The 26,859-nt window shown below is 51.1% G+C and carries 17 protein-coding genes; 15 read left to right on the top strand and 2 right to left on the bottom strand.

Features of this window, described 5'->3' with window-relative positions; translation table 11 throughout:
- Window positions 1-99: 99 nt before the first annotated feature.
- Window positions 100-1,545, bottom strand: a complete 1,446-nt coding sequence (locus AC0YN4_RS15505; RefSeq protein WP_475782019.1) for a SpoVR family protein — start codon at window positions 1,543-1,545, stop codon at window positions 100-102.
- A 170-nt stretch (window positions 1,546-1,715) separates the two neighbouring features.
- On the opposite strand from AC0YN4_RS15505, the gene AC0YN4_RS15500 reads away from it, so the two are divergent.
- The 3 genes from AC0YN4_RS15500 (at window position 1,716) to AC0YN4_RS15490 (ending at window position 5,244) form a co-directional block, all read left to right on the top strand.
- Window positions 1,716-1,859, top strand: coding sequence for an RAxF-45 family protein (locus tag AC0YN4_RS15500; RefSeq protein ID WP_475782018.1), 144 nt, complete (start codon window positions 1,716-1,718; stop codon window positions 1,857-1,859).
- A gap of 106 nt (window positions 1,860-1,965) precedes the next feature.
- Window positions 1,966-3,873: a ribosomal protection-like ABC-F family protein gene (abc-f, locus tag AC0YN4_RS15495; protein WP_475836473.1), complete on the top strand. Its 1,908-nt coding sequence runs from the start codon at window positions 1,966-1,968 to the stop codon at window positions 3,871-3,873.
- Between the two features lie 249 nt (window positions 3,874-4,122).
- Complete coding sequence (locus tag AC0YN4_RS15490; protein ID WP_475836155.1) at window positions 4,123-5,244, top strand: ATP-binding protein; 1,122 nt, start codon at window positions 4,123-4,125, stop codon at window positions 5,242-5,244.
- Between the two features lie 100 nt (window positions 5,245-5,344).
- Here the strand turns inward: AC0YN4_RS15490 and AC0YN4_RS15485 are convergent, their stop codons facing one another.
- Window positions 5,345-7,204 carry an LTA synthase family protein gene (locus AC0YN4_RS15485; RefSeq protein WP_475836154.1) on the bottom strand — a complete coding sequence of 620 codons (1,860 nt, stop codon included), beginning with the start codon at window positions 7,202-7,204 and terminating at the stop codon, window positions 5,345-5,347.
- Window positions 7,205-7,388: 184 nt separating this feature from the next.
- Between AC0YN4_RS15485 and AC0YN4_RS15480 the strand changes: the two genes are divergently transcribed.
- The 12 genes from AC0YN4_RS15480 to AC0YN4_RS15425 all read left to right on the top strand — a co-directional run bounded on the left by AC0YN4_RS15480 (window position 7,389) and on the right by AC0YN4_RS15425 (window position 26,854).
- Complete coding sequence (locus AC0YN4_RS15480; RefSeq protein ID WP_475782015.1) at window positions 7,389-8,627, top strand: MFS transporter; 1,239 nt, start codon at window positions 7,389-7,391, stop codon at window positions 8,625-8,627.
- Between the two features lie 325 nt (window positions 8,628-8,952).
- Window positions 8,953-10,062 carry a mandelate racemase/muconate lactonizing enzyme family protein gene (locus tag AC0YN4_RS15475; RefSeq protein ID WP_475836153.1) on the top strand — a complete coding sequence of 370 codons (1,110 nt, stop codon included), beginning with the start codon at window positions 8,953-8,955 and terminating at the stop codon, window positions 10,060-10,062.
- A 186-nt stretch (window positions 10,063-10,248) separates the two neighbouring features.
- Window positions 10,249-12,606: a family 78 glycoside hydrolase catalytic domain gene (locus tag AC0YN4_RS15470; RefSeq protein ID WP_475836152.1), complete on the top strand. Its 2,358-nt coding sequence runs from the start codon at window positions 10,249-10,251 to the stop codon at window positions 12,604-12,606.
- Between the two features lie 27 nt (window positions 12,607-12,633).
- Window positions 12,634-13,773, top strand: a complete 1,140-nt coding sequence (locus tag AC0YN4_RS15465) for a LacI family DNA-binding transcriptional regulator (protein ID WP_475782012.1) — start codon at window positions 12,634-12,636, stop codon at window positions 13,771-13,773.
- Between the two features lie 210 nt (window positions 13,774-13,983).
- Window positions 13,984-15,432, top strand: a complete 1,449-nt coding sequence (locus AC0YN4_RS15460) for an ABC transporter substrate-binding protein (protein ID WP_475782011.1) — start codon at window positions 13,984-13,986, stop codon at window positions 15,430-15,432.
- Window positions 15,433-15,541: 109 nt separating this feature from the next.
- Complete coding sequence (locus tag AC0YN4_RS15455; RefSeq protein ID WP_475782010.1) at window positions 15,542-16,660, top strand: ABC transporter ATP-binding protein; 1,119 nt, start codon at window positions 15,542-15,544, stop codon at window positions 16,658-16,660.
- Window positions 16,654-19,668, top strand: coding sequence for an extracellular solute-binding protein (locus AC0YN4_RS15450; RefSeq protein WP_475836151.1), 3,015 nt, complete (start codon window positions 16,654-16,656; stop codon window positions 19,666-19,668). The genes AC0YN4_RS15455 and AC0YN4_RS15450 overlap by 7 nt, the downstream gene beginning before the upstream one ends.
- Window positions 19,665-20,636: a carbohydrate ABC transporter permease gene (locus tag AC0YN4_RS15445; protein ID WP_475782008.1), complete on the top strand. Its 972-nt coding sequence runs from the start codon at window positions 19,665-19,667 to the stop codon at window positions 20,634-20,636. The genes AC0YN4_RS15450 and AC0YN4_RS15445 overlap by 4 nt, the downstream gene beginning before the upstream one ends.
- Window positions 20,633-21,514: a carbohydrate ABC transporter permease gene (locus tag AC0YN4_RS15440; RefSeq protein ID WP_475782007.1), complete on the top strand. Its 882-nt coding sequence runs from the start codon at window positions 20,633-20,635 to the stop codon at window positions 21,512-21,514. The genes AC0YN4_RS15445 and AC0YN4_RS15440 overlap by 4 nt, the downstream gene beginning before the upstream one ends.
- Window positions 21,515-21,532: 18 nt before the next feature.
- The gene (locus AC0YN4_RS15435) at window positions 21,533-23,629 is read left to right on the top strand and encodes a YIP1 family protein (RefSeq protein ID WP_475836150.1); all 2,097 of its coding nucleotides are present in this window, start codon (window positions 21,533-21,535) and stop codon (window positions 23,627-23,629) included.
- Window positions 23,619-25,922: a DUF5696 domain-containing protein gene (locus tag AC0YN4_RS15430; RefSeq protein ID WP_475836149.1), complete on the top strand. Its 2,304-nt coding sequence runs from the start codon at window positions 23,619-23,621 to the stop codon at window positions 25,920-25,922. The genes AC0YN4_RS15435 and AC0YN4_RS15430 overlap by 11 nt, the downstream gene beginning before the upstream one ends.
- Window positions 25,919-26,854 carry a carbohydrate ABC transporter permease gene (locus tag AC0YN4_RS15425; protein WP_475782004.1) on the top strand — a complete coding sequence of 312 codons (936 nt, stop codon included), beginning with the start codon at window positions 25,919-25,921 and terminating at the stop codon, window positions 26,852-26,854. The genes AC0YN4_RS15430 and AC0YN4_RS15425 overlap by 4 nt, the downstream gene beginning before the upstream one ends.
- Window positions 26,855-26,859: the final 5 nt, after the last annotated feature.

Genomic DNA, 26,859 nt, shown 5'->3' with positions numbered 1-26,859 from the left:
GTCTTTTTTCGTGCTGTGATGGAGATACGCATAGATCAACAAAAAGATCGCATGCCCGCAGTCACCTAGGTGGCTGCATGGGAATGCGATCTTTTCTCGTTAAATGAATTTCCGGCTCGTTTTCTTGCCGTCGCAGCTGAATACGATTCGTTTGTCCTCGACGACCGTCTCAAGGTGCACGGATTTGCCCCACAGCTGAACGACGTGAGGGAGCGTGCGCTCCACGTATTTCAAATCCAGCTCGACCCCTTCATATTGATGGAAGAGGAACAGCTCGCCGACGCGGTTAAAGTCGCCATCCGTTACGACTAAGCTTGGGAAGCCGCCGTTGACCCTTGAAGTCACGAGCTGGTCGCGGACGGACTCCCATGCTTTATCGGTGATTTTCCATTCCGCGCCTTTCTTCTCGAAGACGTAGAGATCTAGATCGCCCACAAGCTTCTTCGTCAAATAATTACGCAGGAATGAAATATCGGAGTCGAACTCACGCACTTCGAAGATTTTTTCCCGCCCAAGACCCGGTTTGCGTCCGAAGCGATCCTGCTCCTCCTTGGTCGGGTTATCCCAGCGGCGCTCAATATCTTCAAAGATCTTGAGCCCTAAGTAATAGGGATTCAGTGAATGTCTCGACGGCTGCACAACGGCAGAATTGAGCGAGGCAAATTCGATCGTTTCCGCGCTCGTTAAATCTAGCTCGCGTAGGATCCGCTGATGCCAGTAGGAAGCCCAGCCTTCGTTCATGATTTTCGTCTCGATTTGCGGCCAGAAATAGAGCATCTCATCCCGCAGCATGGACATGATGTCGCGCTGCCAATCCTGCAAATTCGGGGAGTATTCCTCAATGAACCAGATCAGATCCTTCTCCGGCTGAGGAGGGAATTTCTTCGGTTCATTATTGGCAGCTTTGAGGCTCGCTTGCTCCGCTTGTACTTCTGCATCAAGCGTCCATAGATCGTCATATTGTGATTGGCGCGCTACTTTGTCGACTTGATTGGCTTTATTGAGCAGCTCGATGTAATGGGCTTTATCCAGCTTATATGGCCGGATAATAGTGGAGTCGACATGCTCTTGAATAGCGAGGACAGCGTCGATGAATTTCTCAACGGCATCGGTTCCATACTCCATCTCGTATTGACTCACACGCTCGGCCGTGGCGGACATGCTTTCCACCATATTACGGTTCGTAGCGCTGAAGCGCGCATTGTTCTTGAAGAAGTCACAGTGTGCCAATACGTGCGCGACAATCAGCTTATTCTGTATGAGTGAGTTGCCATCCAGCAGAAAGGCATAGCAAGGGTTGGAGTTAATGACAAGCTCATAGATTTTACTGAGGCCAAAATCATACTGCATCTTCATTTTATTAAATGTTTTGCCAAAGCTCCAATGGCTGAACCGGGTAGGCATGCCGTAAGCGCCGAATGTATAAATGATATCGGCCGGGCATATTTCATACCGCATCGGGTAGAAATCGAGGCCAAATCCTTGTGCAATCTCAGTGATCTCGTCAATAGCTCGCTCTAATGCTTTGATCTCATCCTGGTGCAATTTCGCTTCCCCCTTGTAATGCGAGTGTGCTTCATAGCTATATGTATGGGAGGGCGGACAGTGATATGAGCTTTTTTTACGGCGATAGCCCGTTTCTTCATGGCCTTCTTGCGGCACGGTTGTAATCTGTGTTATTGTTAAATAAATATTAGGAAGGAGGTGTGGGTAGGATGAATTCAGAAATGGTGAACAACCGTATTAGCCAGCTGCCGATTGCTATGGCTGGCATCGTGCATACATTTGGACCTAACGGGAGCAGTCTGTCCAAATTTGCCAATACGGCACCATCACTCAAGCGAAGACGCCTACCTTAGACCTCGATCGGTAAAGACCGAAGAGTCGCAGGGCATTTTCCTGCGGCTCTTTTTTGTTGGTTTCAATAGAGGGGCGATCTTCCGAAACAACTGGGAGGATTCCATGATGATTATCGTTAATGGTCAACATATAAAGAAATATTACGGCGCGACGCTAGTGCTTGAAGACGTTACATTTGAAATTCACGAAGGGGAGCGGGTAGGGTTGGTTGGCCGCAATGGAAGCGGTAAATCCACCTTGATCTCGCTCATCGCAAGGCTATCTAAACCGGATGAAGGGCAGCTCACGATTCGCAAGGATACGAAAATCGGATATTTGGCACAAATCCCGGCGGCTTGGGACGATAGTACGGTATACGATGTGCTGGCATCCGGGTATGCGGAGCTCTTAGCATGCAAAGCGCAAATGACGAAGCTGGAGCTGGAAATGTCCGATCCGGGAACGAGCGAGAAGCGGCTGGAGCAGCTGCTTCGTGAATACTCCGTGCTGCAGGAGCGATTTCAGAATGAAGGCGGCTACGAGCTCGATGCGAAGATTGATACGGTTGCGACGGGGCTGCTAATTCCGCGTGAGATGTACGGAAGACGGTATGGCACCTTATCCGGCGGGGAGAAGACGAAGATTGGACTTGCGGCGCAGCTTATCAGCAAGCCTGAGCTGCTGCTGCTGGATGAACCGACCAATCATTTGGATTTGCAAGGCGTGCAGTGGCTAGAGTCGTATCTGAACGGATATGACGGTACTTGCTTGATTGTTTCGCATGACAGGATGTTTCTGGACCATGTCGTTAAGAAAATAATCGATATCGAAGACGGCGAAGCCGTTACTTACCATAGCAATTACAGCGGTTATGTGAAGGAGAAGGAATCGCAGCTGCTGCAGCAGTTTGCCGAGTACCAAGAGCAGCAGAAGGTTATCAAGAAGATGAAAGAGACAATTAAGCAGCTGCATGAGTGGGGCAGAATCGGCGGCAGCGAGAAGTTCTTCCGCAGGGCGGCTTCGATGCAGAAGGCACTGGATCGGATGGAGAGGCTGAAGCGTCCGGTGCTTGATCCGAAAGGAGCGGAGTTTCAGCTCCAGCTGGCAGATCGCTCCGGGAAACGGGTCGTTGAATTTCAGGGATTAACCAAGAGCTACGGTGAGCGCAAGCTGTTGCACGAGGTCAACGGGATGCTGCTATACGGCGAGAGGATTATGCTGCTTGGCCCTAACGGAACGGGCAAAACGACCCTGATCAAGCTGATTCTCGGAACGGAAGCGCCGGACAGTGGATCGGTCGATATCGGGGCACGCGTGGATATCGGTTATTTGGCTCAGCAGCAATATCCTGCGGATTATAAGAAGAATGTGCTCGCATATTTCCGTGAGGCTGCGGGGATGGTGGAGGGCGAAGCTCGCTCGCATTTGGCGCGGTATCTATTCACCCAAGGAGATGTGTTCAAGAGCGTAAGCCAGTTATCGGGAGGGGAGTGGACGCGGCTGCGGCTCGCGCTGCTCATCCTGAAGAAGCCGAATTTGCTGCTGCTGGATGAACCGACTAATCATATGGACATCGCCTCCAGAGAAGCGCTTGAGGATGCGCTGGAAGACTTCCCCGGTTCGATTCTTGCGATATCGCATGATCGTTATTTTATTAATCGACTGGCGAATAAAGTGTGGGAGCTCGATCGAGCTGCGCTCACGGTGTACCTCGGCGCTTACGATGAATATGCCGAGAAGCGCAAGCAGCTTCGTACGGATGAGAGTCTGCCGCCCGTCATGAAGAAGGATGTATCTCCGGTTAAGCGAAATCAAGCAGTGGACCTTCATGCCCAATCCTCCTCGAAGCAGCCCAACTTGGAGAAGCTGGAGCAGCAAATCAGCCAGTTCGAAGCCCGGTTGGCAGAGATGGATACGGAGCTGAACGAGAAGTCAGAGCTGCTCGGAGTGGATGAGCTCGCTCAGCGTTGGCGCGAAAGGGAGCAAGTACAAGAACAGTTGAATGAAATTTACACAAAATGGATGGAACCATAATTGAACATCTTTCCCAATAATGGAGATATAACATATAACTCTATGTTATAGTTAGATGAGAAAAATAGTTATTTTTTACTATTCTATTGTCGAACCTACTAGAGGGAGTCGTGTTCCACACCCATGTCCGCCATCCTAATTTATCAATTTCATGGTTTGCTCTATATATTAGCGTCTTGTACATTTGTATTTATAAGCCCAAGGATCATGCTGTCGGCTCGGCGAAGGAAGCAGGTAATCGCGATCATCATGGTAGCGTTATCTACCTGTTACCAAATCATCGAGCCCATTGATCCGCTTGTTTTCTCGCTGCATCTCATGCCGATCGGCATTATGATGGCGGCGGTGTTTGAAGGGGCGGTTCCCGGAATAATGATTTGTGCGGCGGTTACGCTTTGCGGATATTTCCTTGTGGGTACGGATATCGAGGCAAATCTGGCAAGCAATCTCGTATTATTGCTGCTGGGACTATGGTTTCATTACCGGATGTTATGGAAGAGTGAGCTTTCACGGACAATGGGATATGCATTGTTGTTCATGCTAATACATTTTGTTGTGTTCCTCGTGGTGTATCCTGACAGTGATGGACTGAGTGCGGCTCAAGTGCTGGCCTTATCTCTTGGAACGATGTTCTCCGCTGTTGTTGTCGTCATAACCTGCAATAAGGTTAGAAGTCAGGAGAATATGCAGGAAGAGCTTTATAAAGCCGAGAAGTTCCATATGATTGGCGAGCTGGCGGCCTCGATTTCCCATGAAATCCGCAATCCGCTTACAACGACACAGGGATTTCTCCAAATGATGGCGAAGCCCGGCGTCAACAGCGAATCCATGGAACGATATCGATTGCATGCCATAGAAGGAGTGGAGCATGCGAATGCGGTCATAACGGATTTCTTGAACTATGCCAAACCGACGATTGATGAAGCGAGACCGATCAATGTGATCGCGGAGATCGAAGGGCTCATTCCGTGGATAGCGCCGCTGTCTGTTATGTCCAGCATCGAAATCCAAATTATGCATCAGCAGAAGAACGCCGTCTACATTATGGGGGAACCGAAGAAGTTTCAGCAATGTCTGTTGAACCTAATGAAGAATGCTGTTGAAGCGATGCCGGCAGGCGGTTTGTTAACGGTTTCGACTCGGATTGAGAAGGGGCAGGTATGCATTCAGATTTCCGATACCGGAGTGGGCATGAGCAAGTTGCAGCTAAGACGAATCGGAATGCCGTTCTTCACAACGAAGGAGAAGGGCACGGGACTTGGGTTGATGGTCGTCGTCAGTCTCGTCAAGGTCATGGGCGGGGAAATCTTATTCACAAGCGAGTCGGGGCAAGGCACAGTTTGTGAAATCAAATACGGGTTGTACGGATAAAATGTATCCACATGCACCCAAATAAAGCACTCTCCTCATTAGCGGCATCATGACCGGCTAGCGAGAAGAGTGCTTTTATTAATGGCATAGGATGTTGTAGTTAAGGCTTCAACGGCGGCAGTTGACTCACGTAGCTGTCTGATAGATGAAGCAGCTTTAGTGCGCGATTGTATTGATCCTCGGATACCGTTGATCCATTCTGAACAGTGCCACGCAGCGGGTAATGGGTGCCGTCACTATAGGCAGTACCCGGAATAAACAATTCTTGATCGTTAATCATCGATCCGGTAGGCAGGTAGTAACGTTCCGGCAGAATGTTCGACGTTTGATTGAGCAGATCTTGCCCGAAGTGAATGTGATCCGCTAAAGAAATGCCAAGCAAATTCGCGATCGTTGGCATAATATCCGATTGACCGCCAATTTGCGGAAGCTTCGCCGGTGCCGTAATACCGGGAGCCGAGATAATTAACGGAATGTTGATCATGTCGGTAAACCCGTATTCATGACCGTAGATTTCACGCATCAGCTTCTTGTCGTCGTTGTCTAACGAGTAGACCGGCAGACCAAGGTGGTCGCCATACGTTACGAATACGCTGTTATCCCAAATTCCGCGAGCCTTCAGATCGTCAATGAACAAGCCAAGCGCATAGTCGGCGTAATTCTGAGCGCGAATATAATCACCTACAAAAGTACCTTCATAACGCTCAGGCAGTTTCATTTTGTATTTCGCCTCGGGAATTGTGAAGGGGTGATGGGACGACATGGATATAATTTGCGCATAGAACGGTTTGCCGGATTGCTGCATGTTATCTAGCTGTTCGGCTGTTTTCTTGTACAACACCTCGTCGGAAGGGCCGAAGAATACCATATCTTCTTTGCCGAAGAAGGATTGATCATAGTATTTGTCAAATCCAAGCGCTTTATAAAGCCCGATTCGGTTCCAGAATTCCACGACATTCGTATGGAACGTAGCGCTCTGGTAGCCGTTTTGATCCATAATTCGAGGGAGGCTCGGCAGTTCTCTGTCACTGTAAGCCATCGTTGCTGCGCCTCGCGGCGGAATATAGAACGACGTATTCACGACGAATTCAGCATCGGAGGTGTTGCCTTGGCCGACCTGCTGATAGAAATTAGGGAAATACATATGCTCGCGAGCTAATTTGTTCATATTCGGCGTAATTTCTTGTCCGTCGATTTGGAGTCCGATCAAGAAATTCTGCAGCGATTCCATTTGCAAAATAATAAGGTTCTTGCCTGCTGCCACGCTCGCGTAATTAGGTGCTGCGGGCTCCGTGATTCCTTTTGTTTCATCGATGAGCTCACGGGTAATCTCCTTCATCGGTGTTTTCGGTGTATTGTCATCCGCGAAGATCGTATAGATTTCGTAATTGAGTATACCCATCTCTTCTGCTTTGACAATTTCATTCATGCTGGCACGATTGGGCAATATATTGAAGAGGCACAGTGCAAGCGAAATGATGAAAACAAGCGAGATCACGGTTCGGCTAAGCGGGATCTGACTGAAGGTTTTCCAGCCTTGAAATTTCGATCGTCTGACGAGCAGGAAAGTAAACACGATAATATCGAGAAAAATAAACAAATAATAAGGATCCAGGAGTGAGAACACGCTGCTCTTCACGGCCGTTACTTGATTGACCTGCTCCAGTGCATGATAGGTCACGATGATTCCAAAATATTTGTAATACATAATGACGGCGAACAAGATCGCGGTGACAAGTAAATTAACCGTCACATACAGCGCCAGCTTACGTTTGGTGGCGAACCATTCAATTAAGCAGAATAGGATCCAAAAGAATGGAAGCTCCGTGACGAGCAGCGTCCAAGATGGACCTCCGTCAAAGATAACGAGCCACGCTAATGTCGATTTAATGACTAATATAAGGGTGAAAAAAATAAACGGCCTCATCTGAAACAGCCGTTTAAGGCGCCAAAGCGGCATGGTGAAATCCTCCTATACACAAGCTTGATCTGGTAATCTCTTAACGAACTCTTTACGTTCTCTTAACGTTCATTATGCCCCCATGCAAGACGGTTTGTCAAAATGGAAAATAGACGCCAAAAGACGTAAGGAGTGTTATACTATACTCTGAAAAATGATCTAATATGAAGGGTAACGATAGAATATGAATGCCATAAAATCGCTAGTCTCGACGCTGCGGCTGCAGCTCGGTCCAAGAGCCTGGCATAATTTCTGCTTTGATGCCACGGCCTCGGTATTATTCAGCTTCTTTAATGTTGTGTTCAACCAGTTTTACATCCCGATGGCGATTCAGCAGGGAGCTTCCAATATCCAGGTCGGACTGCTGTCAGCGGCTCCGGCAATTGGTTTGCTGCTTTCTCCGTTATGGGCAAGCTGGATTGAACGCTCAGGCGACCCGAAACCGTTTATCGTGATTCCCAACTTGATCGCAAGGGCACTTATCATACTGCCTGCATTTTTTGGCGTTCCCTTGATGTATGTCGTTGCAGCGTTAGCATTCCATACGTTGATGGGGGTGCAGGCGCCGGCCTATGCTTCGATGGTCGTCCGAATGTATCCGCCTGAGCATCGCGGGAAGCTTATGGGCAATACAAGAGTAGCCATGGGAATCATTATGATTCCGACCGCATTCATGATTGGCAAGTGGATCGATGTCAGCGGGCCCTCCGGGCCGCTGCTGTTTGCTTCCATCACCGGGGTGATCTCCATTCTCGTTTTCGCAAAGGTGAAAGCGCGTAAGGAAGCGCCGTCCAAGCTGCAGACTGCGAAGCGAGCTTCACTTAAAGAGCAGCTGCAGCTCATCAAGCAGAATCGCGAGCTGGCGATCTTCTTCCTGGCTTGCACATTTACGGGTTTCGGCAACATTATCGCTCAGCCGCTGTATCAAATTATTCAAGTAAATTGGCTGGAGCTTACGAATACGGAAATTGGCTATGCGCGAGCGACTTATTTTACCTGTCTGCTTGTTTCTTATTTTGTTGTCGGCAGTGTAATTGATAAGTTGTCGGCCAAACAAACCGTAGCTTATGGTTTAGCTGCGTTCGCGATCGTCCCCATATTGTATGCCATCTTCAGCAATTTGCCGGCTGTTATGATTGGCAGCGGCATTCAAGGCTTAGGGGACGCGATCTGGGATATCGGCTTCCTAGCTTACGTATTCCGACTCGCTCCGGGGCGTGAAGCGGTTGTGTTCGGGCTTCATCTAATGCTGTTCGGCATCCGCGGCAGTATCGGGCCCCTGCTCAGCACATCTTTGTCGGAGACGATGCCGATTTCTTGGCTGCTCTACGCTGCTGGATTGTTCGGTCTGATTGGTTTGATGGCATTCGTTCTCTACCATCGAAGTACAGGTGGACTGCAGAAGCTGGAGCTGGACAGGTAGTATGCGATTGGGGGGAAGCCTCTGTGGCCACTTATGAAGTGGAAACAGAGGTTTTTTTGTGCGTAACGAAGGCTGCAGAGCGCAGACTGCTGCCCGCTAACCGCCAACTGCTAATTAATAAACTCTAACGGCACAATTAGAAGAAATAAAGAGAGGTAGCAGGTGCCGCACATGGTGTGTAGTAGCCTGGTTATTAGCTGCCGTATTCAGTAATCGACCCAGATTGATAATTTACAAGACCTCTTTATCGATGTATACTTTGAAATGACATAATTCCACCTACAGTATACTTATCATTCATAATAATGAATTGGAGTGAGCCAGGATGAGAATTACGAATATCGAGACGTTTACAGTTCGATTAGCTCCGCCCCCGACTCAGCCGGATGATCTTCGCGTAACGAGCGTAGGTCTAACCCGGATTCAAACCGACCAAGGCGTTACCGGCTACGGCTTTCGGTTAACCGATGCGAGTAAGCTGGAGCAGCAGGTGAAGCCGCGCCTGCTTGGCAAGAGCCCGCTCGACATTGAAGCGCATCTGCAAAGCGGCGCACTTGCAGGCTGTCCGTCGGTCGAGCATGCCTTGTGGGATATTGCCGGCAAGGCGGCAGGGCTGCCGGTACGCTCCTTGCTTGGCAGCGCCAGAGAATCGATGCCTTATTATTTGACGTGCGTATGGCCGGGAGAGTCGGATCAATCGCATATTGCCATCGAGGATCAAGCGGAGCAGCTCGTCCGATATTATGAAATGGGTCATAAACGGTTCAAAATCCGCGCATGGCGTCCGGATCCAATGGATGATGTGCGCGTGCTGGAGCTTGTTCGCAAACGGATCGGGGGCCGCGATAAAGTAGAGCTAATGCTGGATCGTACCGCGCATCTGCCGGGCTGGATCTGGACCTACGAGCAAGCGCTTCAGGTTGCGCGCGGCTTGGAGGCAGTCGATGCGAATTGGCTTGAGGAGCCGTTCGCCCGTGATGATCTGGCATCCTATCGACGTCTCGCCGAGGAAGTCGATCTTCCGATTACCGGCGGGGAATTCGCGCAGGAGCTGCCTATATTCAGAGACTACTTGGTCCAACAAGCCGTCGATATCCTGCAGCCGGATGCGGCGATCAGCGGTGGGATCTGGCCATGTCGCAAGGCTGGTACGCTCGCCGAAGCTTTCGGCGTTCCATGCATACTACATGGAACCAGCGGTCCGGACTGGACGACGACGATGCAGGTCGGAGCCTCCATCGCTTCTTGCTCGATGCTGGAGTATGCACTGATTTTCCCGCCGCTTACACCGGAAGAGTCGGTTAAGAATATAGATCGAATCCTGAAGAAACCGGGCTTGTTTACGTTCAAGGACGGCGAAGTGCTGCTGCCTAAGGCGCCGGGACTCGGCATTGAGCTTGATGAAGAAGCCATCGAGGCGCTGCGCGAACGATAAGGTATCCTATTTCATATCATGAAATGCGAAAAAGCCGTACTTAATCATCAATAGATGATTAGTAGGGCTCTTTTTTATACATTAAAAAATATAATGTATACGTATTGATAATAATACAATTGCATAATATACTTAACTCATCTAAGGTTGTCAGATTAAGCAAATTGGACATAGAGGAGATCGGCTATGAGATGGGATGCGAACTGGATATGGCTGGAGCAGCGCGGTGATTGCAAAAACCAATATGTTGATTTCCGTAAAGTAATTCATCTTGAGCCATCGGAGCTTGCGCAACAACCGGTACTTCATCTGTCGGCAAGGCTGGAGTACAATCTCTGGATTAACGGACAATGGGTCGGCCGCGGGCCTTCGCCATGTACGCCGGATTATCAGTACTATGATTCGTATGAAGTAGGTCGTTACTTGCAAGCAGGCGATAATGTCATTTCAGTGCTGGGCTACCAATTCGGCGAGTCCAACATCATTACGAACCAAATGCAAGGCGAAGCGGGCATCATCGCCCAACTCGTGGTCGAGGAAGCTAACGTTGCAACCGTCATCTCAGCAACTGACCACACATGGAAATCAAGGCTGTCCCCTCGCTTCCGCACGACCAATGAACGGCTTAGTTTATGGGGCGGCTTTAAAGAGATCTATCTGGCGCAGCAAGATGACGAATGGCGGCAGCTTCACTATAAAGAATCAAACTCAGCATGGGCGGATTCGCAGGAGCTTGCACAAGCGTGCGATCCGAACAGCCCGTGGCCGCGCCTCATTGCACGTGAAATTCCCTTTCTTGCAACCGAGGAGTGCCAAGCCTCCGCCATTATACGTACAGAATTGAACCTAGGCAGCGTAACGGGGCCGGAATCTCTACTGGCAGCTTCAGCAGACACTCAAGAGACAACAGACCCACACTTAGCTACCGTCCTAAAGGCAGATGCTTCCAGACCAGGCTCTATGCCTGCAGTCGTATATGACTTCGGCCGAATTGTTGTCGGCAGGCCGATTCTCGAGATTGACGCTGCGGAAGGCGGGGTCATCCGAATCGCTTATGGAGAATCGCTGGAGCTGCAGGAAGTAGACACCTTCGTGCTCAAACGGGGCTACCAACGTCTACAGCCATTCGGCCGGCGCGTGTTTCAATATTTGAAGCTCACGTTCATGGCGACTCCGGTTCCCGTCACAGTCACCTCGCTCAGCTGCGAGAAAGTCGGATATCCGTTTACCAGGCAGACGCAGTTCGGCAGCTCGGATGATCTGTTGAACCGCATCCATGAGGTGAGCTTGTATACGACGCGAATGAACTCTCATGATCATACGGAGGATTGCCCTTGGCGCGAGAAGGCGCTGTGGGTGGTGGATTCCATGGTTATGGGCAAAATCATCTACGCCAACTTTGCGGACACGGCTCTGCTGCGCAAATGTCTGCTTCAAGGCGCTCGCATTCAGCTGGCAGATGGCTCGATTCCGGGAACCGGTCCGGAGCATAACGGTATGCTGTTGCCGGATTTCTGCGCCTATTGGCTAATCGGCTTACATGATTATTGGCGGTACTCCGGCGATTCGGCGCTGCTCGCGGAGCTCCAGCCGGTTACCGATCGCTTGATCGACTGGTTCAGACAGCAAAGCGATGATACGGGACTGTTCGCGCGGGCAGATCGGACAGGGTATTGGTGCTTTATCGATTGGACGGACGATATAGACCGCCGCGACAAGGTTGCCGCGATCTCCTTCCTGCGATACAAGGCGCTGAAGGTATACTCCGATATGCTGCGTGCGTTGGATCCTGCGGATAGCAAGGCAGAACAAGCCGATGCGGAAGCGCTGAGCCTTGCGGAAGCCATTCGTACACATCTGTGGGTAGAAGAGAAGGGACTGTTCGTAGATTGCTTGGACGGCGATTCGTTATCCAACAACTATTCGCTGCAAACAAATTTCATGGCAGCCTGGTGCGGCATAATGACGGAAAAAGAGACGAACCGTTTCTTGGACGACTACTATTTCGCCAAAAAACTCCCGCCGGTTAGAGGACCCTTCTTCCAACATATCGTGCTCGAAGTATTGCGCAATGTCGGACGCCGAGAACAAGCATTGTCGCTCATCCGCAGCTATTGGGGCGAGATGTTGAGTCGCGGAGCGACGACCTGGTGGGAAACCTTCGATGCGGAGATGCCTGCCTGCACCATTCCGAGCACCTATCAAGGCCATACACCGACTTATCTGCAAGAGGGCATTCCTGTCAGCGCTTGTCATGGCTGGGGGGCATCGCCGGCGTATCTGCTCAATGAGCTCGTGTTTGGTGCAGATCTATCCGATTTGGGGAGCGGGATCATTCATCTGAAGTCCCCTTATGATGGAGTCGAGTCGGCGGAAGCGGTTCTGCCTTTGCCCGGCGATCAAACGATGACCATCAAGTGGAAGACGGGTCCGGATGGGCTCACCGGTACCGCCGAAGTACCTTCAAACTATCGGATTGATGCAGATGCCAATTATCCGCTTCGCATTGTCCCGCAGGAGGAAACCGAGCACTCCATGGCATGAATATGGGTCAGGTAGGGAGGAATGTTCGTGCGTGGAAGAAGAAAACATGTCTATCAGCATATCATCGAGGATCTAAAGCGGCAGATTGCAGAGGGCAAAATACGCCACAATGAGCCGCTGCCGACCCAGATCGAGCTTGCCCGCATGTACAACACCTCGGAAATTACTTCGCGCAGAGCATTGGCAGAGCTGGCCAACGAAGGGATTATTAGCCGTACGCGCGGGAAAGGCAGTTTTCTGAAGACGGAGACGGAACGTACGGGCTATAACGGATTGCAGCAGCAGCAACGGGCGGAGCTTAGTCAAATTTATTTTGTCTATAACAATGAAATTGCCTCTGCCTATCATCACCGCTTCTTCGCGGATTTATTGACCGGAATCAAGGAAGAGTGCGAGCAGCACGGCATTCCCTTCTATATTTGGGGGATGGATGATGAATTTCAAATGCCCGAGGGCGATGATATCGGCATCATTCTGCATCCCCACTTGAAGAATGGAAACGAAATGCCGCTTGATCTGCTTAGACGCTGGAAGGATGAAGGCAAACGACTCGTCACCGTTCATTTCTACTACCCGCATCTTCAAATTCCTTACGTAATCGTAGACAATTTCATAGGCGGATATCTGGCTACGGAGCATCTGCTGTCGCTCGGTCATGAACGCATTGGCATTGTTTTGACGGGAAAATCACCGGTTGAGATGAATCAGGAGTTTGCGCTTCGTCTGCAGGGCTACAAATTGGCGCTAACCCAGCACCGCGTAGCCTTTGATTTGGACCTGGTTTGCGTGGTTGATGGGGAGCGCGAGTCGGAGCAGATGGGGGCGGAAGGGCTGAACAGGCTGATGTCGCTTGAGCAGCGGCCAACGGCCATATTTGCAACAAGCGACAGCAAGGCTATCGGAGCGATTAAAGCAGCTGGCAAAAGAGGCCTTCTAGTGCCGGACGATATTAGCATTATCGGCTACGATGACATTCTGGTTAGTCAATTTACAGTCCCCAGCTTGACGACGATCAATCAGAACACGCTGCTGCTTGGCAGGCGTGCGGCACAAATTTTGCTGTTCGAAAGGAAGAGCGAGCAGATGCGGGATGAAATTGTGCCGCAATTGATCGTTCGGAGCAGCACGGGAGAAGCAAAGACGGCTTCACCTGAATTTTCGACATAAAAGTATACTTTAATTGTTGAAATAACATATTGTATAATGGAAAAGTATGTTGTAGTATTGGGTATAAGATGATCTAACTTAAGTATACTTTTACAAGAGGTGATGTAGTAATAAGCTGACTTGAGCACGTGAAAAGTGAATAGCGCGGCTTCTCGAAAGATGAATGGCAGGGTAAGGTCATGATTTTATTTCGATCAAGGGGGAATTCCTTTGTTTAAACGAAGCGCATTTAAGCCCATTTCTTTTGTAATCGCTTTCACCTTAGTCATGCTTGTCGCAGCTTGTTCTTCCGGCAATAATAACAACGCTAAGAACGCCTCTGCCAATACGAAAGAAAACACCACGAACACGGCAACAACCTCGAATGACACCGCAGCAGCGAGCAATGAAGCAGACAACGGAGCCGCTGAGCCGGTCCAAGAAGTAGATAAGACACCGGTTGAGATTACGATCTCCACTTGGGTACCGGCAGACAGCCCGGAATGGCATAAAATCTCCGATGCTTTCACGAAGAAATATCCATGGATTACGGTTAAGTGGCTTTTTAACGATCCGGGTCCGAACACGATTAAAGCGGTAACGCAAAGCATCGCGGCCGGCGAGCCGATCGATATTTTCTGGAATCCAACGTTCGTCGATGTGGTACAACAAGGCTTGGCTGAAGATTTGACCCCTTACTTAGAAGATCCGGAGTACAAAGAGTATCAATTCAGCAAAGGCATCCTAGAGCCATTCCAATATCAAGGCAAGCAATACGGTCTATCCCGCGGTAACGACACCTTCATCTTCTTCTACAATAAAGACATCCTCGATAAATACGGCATTGACGCTCCTAAGAATGACTGGTCCTGGACGGATCTGGTCGACATGTCGAAGAAAGCAACTCACCCGGAAGACAAAGTATGGGGCATTGCGAATGATGCCATCCTCACCATCTTTGCTGGCGCTAACATAGCTGCCTCAAACGGACATTCCGATCACATCATGGATTTGAACGGCGACCTTCAGAACACGATTACTTATGTCGGCAACGATCAGAACGTCATGGATGATCATCAATTCATGATGGACTGGGTTTCCAAAGACGGCATCATGCTGAATGACAAACGCGTGAAGGAAGCAGGACTTGAAGGAGATATCTTCGCAACGGGTCATGCAGCGTTCTACTACCACGTATCGCCGACGATTCCGGGCTTTAAATCGTCATGGAAATTCAAATGGGACATTGCGCCAACGCCTAAAGGAACGGCGAAGCAAGTAGGTACCTCCTTCAACAACCCGATGTTCCTGACTAAAGCAGGCAAACACAAGGATCAAGCGTTCCAATTCATGAAGTTCTGGGCTGCAACGGTAGAAGGCCAGAAGATTCTGATGGATATCGGCGGCTCGCTCCCGAACTCCACAACGCCTGAAATCACCGATCACTTCAAGCAAATGGAAACGTACAAAGGGCTGAACGTGGATGCGCTTCTGTATGCGGCATCAATCGGTGAAGTCGATCCTACCATCTTTATTCCGGGTGGTGCTGAAATATCGGCGACCAACAGCACTTGGGGTACAGATGCCTTCCAGAAAGAAACGTCCGCGTACGACTACTTCCCGACAGTAGCAGATAAAGCCAACAAAGCGATTGCAGATGCGATGGCCAAAATGAAATAGGCAAGCGAGTACAAGTCGAAATCGATCGTCTAAGCCGAGGGCATTCGCCTGAGGCTTAGGCGATTATGGTTTGCAGGCTAACTGTTGTGATCAGAGGGGGCTAGTGCGCATGGCACAGGTGTTATTCAACCATATCTCCAAACGGTATCCGGGCGAGGGACGCAAATCGGTGGATGACTTCCATCTGGAGGTTGCCGATGGCGAGTTTCTGGTGCTCGTCGGGCCGTCCGGCTGCGGAAAGTCGACGCTGCTGCGTATGCTTGCGGGCCTTGAGGAAATTACCGAAGGCGAGATGTACATCGGCGACCGGATGATCAATTATGTGTCGTCCAAGGATCGCGATATCGCGATGGTATTCCAGAATTACGCGCTTTATCCCCATATGACGGTTTTCGAGAACATCGCCTTTGGTCTGCGTCTGCGTAAGCTTCCTCATCATGTCATTGAGGAGCGGGTAGCGAGAGCGGCCAAAGTATTGGAAATTGAAGCGCATCTCCATAAACAGCCCAGACAAATGTCGGGCGGTCAGAGACAACGCGTGGCGCTCGGCCGTGCCATGGTTCGGGAACCGGAAGTATTCTTGATGGATGAACCGTTGTCGAATTTGGATGCGAAGCTCCGTGTTCAGATGCGGGAAGAATTGACGAAGCTGCACAGGCAGCTGAAGAAAACGACGATTTATGTCACGCATGACCAGATCGAAGCGATGACGATGGGAACCAGGATCGTTGTCATGAAGCAAGGCCTCATTCAACAGGTTGCTACCCCTGAGGACATCTACAGTCATCCCGCCAATATGTTCGTTGCCAGTTTTATCGGGACGCCGCCTATGAATTTCATTCACGGGCATATCCGCAAGTGGGATTCGAAGACGTATTTCGATACGAAACGGTATTCGCTCGAAATTCAGGCAGAGAAGGCGGCGCAAATCCGCGCGGAGCAATACGTGGACAAAAAAATCATCATGGGCGTAAGAGCCGAAACGATGACCGTCCCGCGTGATGGAGCGGATATGGAGTCTTATAAAGGCAGATCCTTGAGCGCTGCCATTGAAATCCGAGAATTACTGGGCTCCGACGCCTATTTACATCTGAATAATGAAGATCACAAGCTTGTTGTGCGAGTGGAACCGCGCAGACGTTTTGCGGAAGGAGACGCGGTGACGGTCGCATTCGATATGGAGCAGATCCATTTCTTCGATCCACAGACGGAGGAAGCGTTATGCTGAGCCCAAATCCGAGTCCAAGCCTAAGCCCAAGTCAGAGCTCGAGCGTGCCGATTGTCTCTCGCAGTTTATTGTGGAAACGATTGGCCTGTCTGACGATCCTATCCTCCTTGCTGCTGTTTGGCGGCATTCCGCCATATACCATGGCAGATGGTCCTGCCGGTCCCGCGCCGGTCTTGACAGAGAAGGATTACATTAATGGCAAGCTGCCTACCTACTTGGAGTGGCAGGCGACCAGAGGGAAATCCTTCAACGATGCCGCGGCGCTGAAGGAGCGAATATCAGTCGATGCTTCAGCTTATGCGGAGGTGTCCGACGAGACGCATTTCTCGAAGACGGATAACGGACTGCTCTGGAAGGACGGCGAAAGCTGGGTTGATTATCAGCTAACGATTCCGGAGGACGGGCTGTACAATCTAGGCGTTGTCTATGAATCGGCTGATGACGCGGTGACGGACATTATCCGCGGCGTGTATATCGACGGCGAGCTGCCCTTCCTGGAAGCGGACAATATCCGCTTGAAGCATAAGTTCGTGTATCAAGGCTATCCGCTCAAGCGAGATGAGTTTGGGAATGATATTTTGCCGCAATCGACGATCATAAAGGAGCAGCAGGATGTTCGGCTTGCTGACTATACAGCAGATATAACGCCGCTCAAATGGTATTTCACGAAAGGCGTGCATACGGTGCGCCTCGTGAACCAGCAGAGCGCGATGCTGCTGAAGTCGCTCTACGCGGATTCGCCTCTGAAGATTCCCGCGTACGCCGAGGTGGCAAGCGACTACCAGGCGTCGGCACAGAACGGGGAGTTCGTGCAGTTGGTCGAGGCGGAGCAGATTAGTGCCAAGTCCAACACGTCGATCCAGCTGCAATCGGTCAGCGATGCGCTCATCTCACCTGACCCGGAGGGGTTGATCCATTACAATACGATGGGCGGCGAGCAGTTCCGCATCTCCGGCCAATGGGCAGAGTGGGAAATTGAGGTGCCGGAGACAGGCTTGTATGAGCTTGGCTTCAAATTCAAACAGGCGTTTCTGAACAATTCCTATACGAATGAGTCGATCATGATTGACGGACAAACTCCGTTCAAGGAAATGCTGGATGTGCAATTTGCATACAGCAAGTCTTGGGGTTGGGCGGGGAAATCGCTGGCCGATAAACAAGGCAAGCCGTTCCTGTTCGAACTGAGCAAAGGCAAGCACACCGTGCGCATCAGTCCAACTGCTGCGCCGATGAAGCCCATCTACGAGGGACTTCTTCGCAACCTGAATCGCATCTCAGCGCTGGAGCAGCGGATTCGCAAGGTGACGGGCAATTACGAGCGTTCCTACACGAGCGGCGGTAACGTCGATCTAAACCGCGATTGGCAGCTGGAGAAATATATCCCGGATATCGATGAACGTCTGACGGAGATCGAATCGGATCTGACGGGACTGGCCGATCGCTTGTCGGGGCTGACAATTGGGGAATCTGATGTGGAATCCTCGTTCCGCGCTGCCGCCTATGAATTCAACAACATGAAGAGCCGCATCCGGCAAATCCCTAGCGAGCTGCAGCTGTTTGCGACGACGCAGCAGAAACTGAGCAGCTGGGCGTTTCGGATGCTGGATCAGCCGCTTATGCTGGATTACTTATGGGTGTCGCAGCCGGGGGCGGAGCTGCCTCAGGTCGCACCGAATATGTGGCAGAAGCTGGGCAACACGGCCGTCAATTTCTACCGTTCCTTCGTCATCGATTACAACTTTACGCGCGATGATCCGAAGGCCATCGATGTGTGGGTGAATAGAGGCCGGAACTATGTGCGGCTTATTCAGCAGTTGGCTGATGAAACGTTCACGCCGGTAACCGGCATTCATGTCAACGTAAATATCGTGCCTGACCCGAATATGCTCATTCTGGGCAATCTCGCCGGCGAACAGCCGGACGCCGCCCTTGGCGTTGACGGTGGCGTAGTCGGTGATTTCGCCATGCGCGGCGCGTTAGCTGACTTGACCAAGATGCCGGGCTACAACGATGCCATCCAAGCGTTCAATCCAGGCGCGATGCGCGTGTTCCACTATGATGGGGGCAATTACGCGCTGCCGGAAACGCAAAACTTCAAAATCATGATGTACCGAACCGACATCCTTGATGAGTTGGGGCTGAAGCCGCCGCAAACCTGGGAGGATGTCTATACGATGCTGCCGACCTTGCAGCAGAGCGGACATGAATTCTTCTATACCCCTGCGGACTACTTATCCTTCCTCTATCAGAACGGTGCAGAGCTCTATAGTAAGGACGGGTTAGTATCGGGGCTCGATACGGATGAGGCGTTTAAAGGGTTCAAGCAATGGACGCAGCTATTCACCTTATTCCAGCTCCCGAAGGAAGTACCGAGCTTCTTCAACCACTTCCGTCTAGGGGATATGCCAATCGGGATTACCGACTTTAATACGTATTTGCTTACGCAGGTGGCTGCACCGGAAATCGCGGGCAAATGGCAGATCGCGCCGATCCCGGGCAACCTGGACGAGAAGAGCGGCACCATTCTTCGCTGGGCAGGAGGGCCGCTGCAGGCCGGAATCATCTATGAGAAGTCAGAGAAACAGGAGCTGGCATGGAAGTTCCTCCAGTGGTGGACTTCGGAGAAGACGCAGGTTCGGTTCGGCAACGATATTGAAGCCATCTATGGACCGGAATATCGCTGGAATTCCGCGAACATGAACGCTTTTGCGAAGCTGCCTTGGCCGCGCTCCCAATTGTCAGCCATTCTGGAACAATGGAAATGGTACAAGGAAGCACCGAATGTGCCAGGCGGTTATTTTACGGCAAGGCAGCTCGTATTTGCTTGGCAGAATGTCGTGGCAGCGAACACGGTACCGAGGGAAGAGCTCGATAAAGCGATCATTGCCATTAACCAGGAAATGGCGCGCAAGCAGGTGGAGTTCAACATGCGGGATTCTGTAGGGAAGGTTCTTCATCCGATCGATATTCCGGATGTGCCGAGCCCGGGTAAAGGGGAGGAGCCATGAGTTACGAGGTGGAGTTATCCAAAGCAACGCCGCTTGTGGTTCCGGAGAAGAAGACAAGGCGATGGCTGCGCAGGGAGACGGTTGCCGGTTATATCTTCGTTGCACCGTTCATGATCACGTTCATCATCTTCATCGTCGTGCCGATCGTGGCCGCGATCGCGCTTTCCTTCTATACGTTTGATGCGTTCTCTAGGCCGGAGTTTGTGGGCTGGCATAATTTCTTAGCGATTCTGACGCAGGATCGGATCTTCTTCCAATATGCGATACCGAATACGATTCAGTTTGCGCTAATCGTGGGTCCCGGCGGCTATCTTCTGTGTTTCCTGCTCGCTTGGCTCATTAATCAGCTGCCGAAGACGGCTCGCGACTTGCTTGCACTTGCGATCTATACGCCCTCTATCTTCCAAGGCGTTGCGATGACCGTCGTCTGGACCGTCGTGTTCAGCGGGGATCGGGTCGGTTACTTGAACCAGCTGATGCTCAACTGGGGCTTGTCCGACGTTCCGATCCTTTGGCTGCAGAAGCCGGCGTACTTCATGCCGATCATGATTGCCATATCGTTATGGGCGAGCATGGGCGTTGGATTCTTGGCCATGCTGGCAGGTCTGCAGACGGTCAATCAAGAGATGTATGAAGCGGGCAAAATCGATGGGATCTCCAACAGGCTGCAGGAGATCATCTACATTACGATTCCGGCAATTCGGCCGCAAATGCTCTTCGGCGCTGTCATGGCTGTCGTCGGCACATTGAAGGCGGGAGCAATAGGCACGCTGCTCGCTACGGCAACCGGACAGTTAATTACACCAAGCTATTCGGGGCATCTCATGACGAATCATATTGACGATTTTGCTTTTGTCAGGTACGAGTTCGGTTATGCGTCGGCATTGTCCGTGATCTTGCTGCTGCTGATTTACGGCTCTTCGAAGTTTTCCTTCCTGCTCTTCGGAACGAAGGAGGATGAACGATGAACACGCATTCGATTCGCCGCTTCATTCGCCGTACCTTCAAGTGGGATCTGTTCCAGACGATTACAACGATCTTCCTTACGTTGCTCGGCTTGTTCATGCTGCTGCCTGTGGTGTTCGTATTCAGCCAAGCGTTCAAACCGATCGGGGAGCTGTTCGCCTACCCGCCGAAATTTTATGTCGTCAATCCGACCTTATTCAACTATCAGCAGTTGTTTCAGCAGTCTGTCACGGCTGTCGTTCCGTTCACCCGATACTTGTTCAACAGCATTCTGACTACCGGCGCAACGGTAGCGGGGATTGTGCTCATCAGTACGATGGCGGCCTACGCTTTCTCCAAAATCACCTTTCCGGGCAGCAAAGCGCTTAATGCACTAATCATCGTATCGCTCATGTTCGCACCTGAATCGGTCGGGATTCCGCGCTACTTGGTCATTACGCATATCGGCATTATGAACACGTACTTGGCTCATATTTTACCGCTGGTCGCTATGCCCGTAGGGGTATTCTTGCTGAAGCAGTTCGTTGACCAGGTTCCCAATGAGCTGATCGAAGCAACGAAGATTGACGGGGGCCGGGAATATACGATCTTCGTGCGCATTATTATGCCGATGTGTCTGCCTGCTACCGCAACAGTAGCGATCTTGGCGTTTCAGGCTTCGTGGGCACAGACGGAAACGTCGAATTTGTTCGTGACAATCGAATCGATGAAGACGCTCCCTTACTACGTTACGACGCTGACGAACGGCGCGGCGAACAACGTGGTCGGGCAGGGGATTGCGGCTGCGGCAAGCTTGATTATTTTCGTACCCAACATTGTATTCTTCATGCTCTCGCAGCGCCGTGTTATGGCGACGATGGCACATTCGGGCATCAAATAGAGAAAGGGGGACCAGAGTGTGAAAGCCGGGAAACGTTCCATGTACGCCTTACTTCTTGGATTCTGTCTCTTCCTTCTTGTGCTTCCATCGGTGGCAAATGCCGCGCTTCCTTACTGGACACTTTCGAGCGATGCTAACGGTCGGTGGATTTGGACGCCTGACGCCTTTGTTCCGGTTCAGGCTTGGACCGGCTTTAAAGACCCGGAGGATCTGTTTATTGCCGAGGATGATGCGATCTTCGTAGCAGACACAGGCAATGATCGCATTGTGGAGCTGTCGCCTACAGGTGAGCAGGTGCGGACATTTCCGGATGTATCGAAGTCTGAGGATGGGAAAGTAACGAATCCCAAGGAGCAGCTTCGCAAGCCGGAAGGTGTGTTTATCAGCAAGGAAGGCGAAGTGTATATTGCCGATACGGGAAGCCGGCGAATTGCGGTATTCGATCGCAATGCGAAGTTTCTGCGTGAATACGTCGAGCCGAAAGACCCTGCGATGTCCAAGTCGTATTCCTTCATACCGGCAAAGCTGGTGCTTGATCGGCGGGGGTATATCTATGTGGCCAATAAAGGCGGCTATCAAGGGCTGCTGCAATTAACGCCGACCGGTCAGTTTGCGGGCTTCTTCGGCTCGAACAAAGTACCGATGGACTGGATCCAAACGTTGAAGCGCAAGTTCTATACCGACGAACAGCTGAAGAGTGAACAGCTGCTGCTGCCGGGTGCGATTACCGATATGACGGTGGACAAGAATGGATTTATTTATACGGTTAACCGCGACATGAAGGAAGGTCAGCTGCGGCAGCTCAATTCCGGCGGCGTCGATTTGTTAGGCAACTTGAATTTTGCGCCTTGGCTCGTGCCTCCGAACAAACTGTCTTTTACAAGCGTGGCTGTGGATGCGAACGGAATTATTACGGTGCTTGAGGCGGCTCGCGGACGGATCTTCCAATATGATTCCAAGGGCAGGTTGATCTTCCGGTTCGGCAATGCGTCAACAGGCGAAGCAAGGCTTGGGTTGTTCAAGCGAGCGACTGCCGTCGGACTGCAGTCCAATGGCAACATTCTCGTCGCGGATGGAGAGCTTGGCGATATTCAGGTGTTCAAACGGACCGAATTCGGCACGAAGGTGCATGAGGCGGTTACGTTATTCGCGGATGGTCAGTATCAGAAGGGAGAGCCGCTTTGGCGGGAAATCCTGCTACGTAACGCCAATTACGAGCGGTCTTACCAGGGCATTGCGAAGGCCGACTTCTATGACAACGACTATAAAGGCGCGATGAACTATTTCTCCAAGGCATTTGATCAGAAGGGCTATTCGGAAGCGTTCTGGCAAGTGCGCATGAATTGGCTGATGAAGTATTTTGCACTCTGCATGAGTATTCTGGTGGGGCTGCTCATTGTCGTATTTGGCGGCAAACGATTGGCCGTGAAGCTTGGTTGGTATACACCTAAGCGGAAGAAAACAGCCCGTGTGGACCGGTCGACATTGTCAGGCTGGCGCGAGTCCGTCCTGCAAGCGTTCCGTATTCTTCGTCATCCCGTGAATGGCATGACGGAAATCGGTGAAGGGATGAAGATTAAGCTCACGGTAGCGTTTATTATCGTCATCTTAAGCTTCGGCTTCACGCTGATTGGGAAAGCGATCGCCAATTTTATTTTCGTCGAAACGCGGTTTCAGGAACTGAATCTATGGACGGAAGTGCAGAACTTTATCCTTCCTTGGTTCATCTGGGTCATTGGGAGTTACTTAACAGGCTCTGTCTTGAAGGGGCAGGGGACATTCCGGAACGTGTTTATCGTTAATAGCTTTGCCTTAATGCCGATCGTGGTCATCACGCTTCCGGCCCAGCTCATCTCCCGCGTGCTGACGCTTCAGGAATCGGTTATTTACAACTTAATCGTGAACGGCATGTATGCGTGGATGTTCATTCTGCTCTTTATCGGCACCATGTGCGTGCATAACTACAACCTGAAGGAAGCGTTAAAGATGGCGACGGTCTCGCTCTTCACGATGGCCTGTTTATGGATATTCGGCTTCGTGCTGTTCGGTCTTGTGTACCAGTCGGTTGACTTCTTCCTAACCCTGGGAGAGGAGCTGATGGAACGTGTGGCTTAAGAAACCTTGGGTTCGCAAGCTAAGAAATCGTCTTATCGTGCTGGCTGTCATCGCGCTTGCACTGCTCTGGATGTATCGGCATGAGGCGCCTGCGGTCACATCGATCTCCAACTATTCCGTGGCAGATGCAGCCGCTTATATGACGAAGCTATCGATGTCAGGTGAAGCACCGACAACGGAGCAGATGAGCTATGGCGGAGCGACATGGTACCGAATGAGCGAGCAGCAAGCAGGCAGCCTGTGGCTCGATCCGGTTTCGGGTCAAATTGCCGTGAAGACTGCTTCAGGCGATATATGGCTTAGCAATCCTTCTAAGGAAGAGCAAGAGCTGGATCCGACTAAAGGGCAATGGAAGAAGAATGCGGCTTCGCCGATTCTGGTCAATTACTATAATCTGGATACGAAAGCAGAGGAAACCGCCAATACGATTGATACCGAGGCTGCTATCACGTGGAAGCCGATTCAGAACGGAGTCGGCGTTCGTTATGAGATGAAGACGCTCGGAATCTCGGTCTATCTCGAATATGTCATGGAGCAGGATGGCTTGGTCGTTCATTTGCCGCAGGAAGGAATCACCGAAGGAGCGCAGTTTCAGGTGGTCAGCTTATCTGTACTTCCGTTCTTCGGTGCGGCGCTTGATGATGGGCAGGGCTATTTGTTCGTGCCGGATGGACCGGGCGGTCTCATCACGTTCGGCAAGAAGAGGGCGGCACTGACCTTACCGTATGATTACCCGGTCTATGGCCGCGATTGGTCGATTCCATCGGTGGACAATTCCTATTTCAGGGAGAGCATCAACTATCCGGTATTCGGAATGAAGCGCGGTGATCAAGGGTTTATCTCCGTCATCGAGCAAGGGGAAGCTGCTGCCAACATTGTCGCGATGCCGTCCCAGCTCAAAACAAGCTTCAACAACGTCTATGCCAAGTTCAAGTACCGCAACAATTATTTTCTGCAAAAAGGGCTCGATCCGAATAACGTTAACAGCGTATACGAGAAAGCGCTCAATGTGTCCTCGTTTACGATGCGTTATCTGTTCTTGGAGAAGGATGCATCCGATTACGTAGGGATGGCGAAGCGGTACCGTACTTACTTAGCAGATACGCATGAACTGACCGCCGGCAACGCCGCCGGCGCTCCACCGCTTACGTTGGATTTCATAATGGCGGCAAGCGAACAGCCGACGCCGCTTGGGGCAAGTGTCGTTGTCGTCAGTACGTTCGACGAGGTAAAGGAGATTGTCGATGACTTGTATGCGGAAGGCATTCACAGCCTACGGGTGAATCTGCGGGGATGGCAGAAAGGCGGCTTTGCCGGCTCCATTCCGGATCGGTTCCCGATCGGCGGCAAGCTGGGAGGCAAATCCGGCTTCCTCGCCTTGCAGCAACATCTGAAGGAGAAGGGGATTCCGCTCGTGCTAAATGACGATCTGAAGATCGGCATCGATTCCTTCGGCAGCGGCTTCTCGCCGAAGAAGGATGGCGTGCGGCAAATCACGGGCAAGGTCGTTAAATTTTATCAGAATGGCGATTTCTATAATCAAGCGCTTTATTATTACACGATTAATCCTTGGAAGGTGTTTGAGGACTATTTGCCCGGCATGATCAAGGATTGGCAAGCGCTATCAGTTGGCGGCGTCGCATTAATGGATGAATACGGAGACGGTTTGTTCAGCGACTACACGCCCGGACATACCTCGAACCGCTCGGAGACGGCGGCGCTTACGAATCAAACGCTGGATCTGCTGCGAAGCAAGCTGGGCTGGGCTGGTACCTCGAACCCGTATGCATTCTCGATTGGCCACGCGGATATGTTCTATAACTTGCCGCTCGATTACAACTACGATCTGGCGATCGATGAGCGTGTGCCCTTCTATCCGATGGCGCTGCACGGACTCGTAGCGTATACGTCAGGTTCAGGCACGCTGCGAACGGACCCTGGAACGGAGTTTCTGCGCGAGCTGGAATATGGGGCGCTGCCATATTACGTAGTTACCTCCGGCGATATTCGCGATCTCAGCCGCACGACTTATTCCGGTTATGTGAGCGGGCAATATCAGCTGGTGAAATCGCAGATTATCTCGGAATATAAAGCTTTTGCAGCAACCGGCGGAGGCGTTTGGAATTCTTATATGGACAGTCATGTCAAGCTGGCGGATGGCGTGTTCGAGACATCGTATGAGAATGGGACGCGGGTCATCGTGAACTACAACGATAAAGCCTATTCGTCGACGGATGGGGTAGCGGTCAAAGCGAACAATTATGCGGTTGTTAGAGGGGAGGTGGGCAAGTGAACGGTAACGTCTCAAGAGAAGCCGTATTACCGGTTGAATCGCTCCATCGCAAGGAGCATGCCCGCCATAACCGAATTCGGAAGCTGAAGCTGGCGCTGGAAGGGTATTTGTTTCTGCTGCCTTGGCTGATCGGCACCGCGGTCTTCATGCTTTATCCGCTGGGGAATTCTCTGTATATGAGCTTTACGAAAGTAAGCGTGGCAACGGACGGAAGCGGGCTGCAGTACGATTTTATCGGCTGGGATAACTTCAAATATGCTTTTATTTACGACAATGAGTTTCCCGTTGATATGTTTCTGTTCGTGCGAGAAATGTTTCTGACCGTTCCCATTACGGTTATCTTCGCGCTATTGATCGCGATTATGCTCAATCAGCGGTTTCGAGGACGCATGTTCTTTCGGACGTTGTTCTTCCTGCCGGTCATCTTCGCAACTGGTCAGGTGCTCACGGCGCTGTTCGATCAAGGACAGGCGAAGCTCCCATTCGCGGATCAATATCATATCGCGGATATGCTGTACGAGGTGCTGCCGGTTAATATTGCGGAGGTGCTGGTCGAGCTGATTGGGAAGTTCGTTATTATTTTATGGTTTTCGGGTATTCAAATTATTTTGTTTCTGGCGGCGTTTCAGACGATTCCGGCTTCGGTCTATGAAGCAGCCCGCATTGATGGTGTTACACCATGGGAATCGTTCTGGAAAATCACCTTTCCCTCCACGGTGCCGTTCGTGTTTCTCAATTTGGTCTATACGCTGGTGGATCAGACGGCGAGTCCATTTAATCCGATTCTGAAGTTTATCTCGACGAATATGGCGGACCCGGAAACCGGCTTCGGGTATGCCAGTGCGCTAGGCTGGTTGTATAGCGCCATTATCTTGATTCCGATTATCTTGGTGCTGCTCGCTGCGAAACTTCAGAATAAAGGAAGAAGGTGACGACG

This window comes from Paenibacillus sp. J22R3, from assembly GCF_056269305.1.
This window is presented reverse-complemented; position numbering and strand designations above follow the sequence as displayed.

Coding starts and splice junctions, on each gene's coding strand:
- AC0YN4_RS15500 (WP_475782018.1), top strand. CDS start 1,716: ATGAATTCAGAAATGGTGAACAACCGTATTAGCCAGCTGCCGATTGCT.
- abc-f (WP_475836473.1), top strand. CDS start 1,966: ATGATTATCGTTAATGGTCAACATATAAAGAAATATTACGGCGCGACG.
- AC0YN4_RS15490 (WP_475836155.1), top strand. CDS start 4,123: ATGGTAGCGTTATCTACCTGTTACCAAATCATCGAGCCCATTGATCCG.
- AC0YN4_RS15485 (WP_475836154.1), bottom strand. CDS start 7,204: ATGCCGCTTTGGCGCCTTAAACGGCTGTTTCAGATGAGGCCGTTTATT.
- AC0YN4_RS15480 (WP_475782015.1), top strand. CDS start 7,389: ATGAATGCCATAAAATCGCTAGTCTCGACGCTGCGGCTGCAGCTCGGT.
- AC0YN4_RS15475 (WP_475836153.1), top strand. CDS start 8,953: ATGAGAATTACGAATATCGAGACGTTTACAGTTCGATTAGCTCCGCCC.
- AC0YN4_RS15470 (WP_475836152.1), top strand. CDS start 10,249: ATGAGATGGGATGCGAACTGGATATGGCTGGAGCAGCGCGGTGATTGC.
- AC0YN4_RS15455 (WP_475782010.1), top strand. CDS start 15,542: ATGGCACAGGTGTTATTCAACCATATCTCCAAACGGTATCCGGGCGAG.
- AC0YN4_RS15450 (WP_475836151.1), top strand. CDS start 16,654: ATGCTGAGCCCAAATCCGAGTCCAAGCCTAAGCCCAAGTCAGAGCTCG.
- AC0YN4_RS15445 (WP_475782008.1), top strand. CDS start 19,665: ATGAGTTACGAGGTGGAGTTATCCAAAGCAACGCCGCTTGTGGTTCCG.
- AC0YN4_RS15440 (WP_475782007.1), top strand. CDS start 20,633: ATGAACACGCATTCGATTCGCCGCTTCATTCGCCGTACCTTCAAGTGG.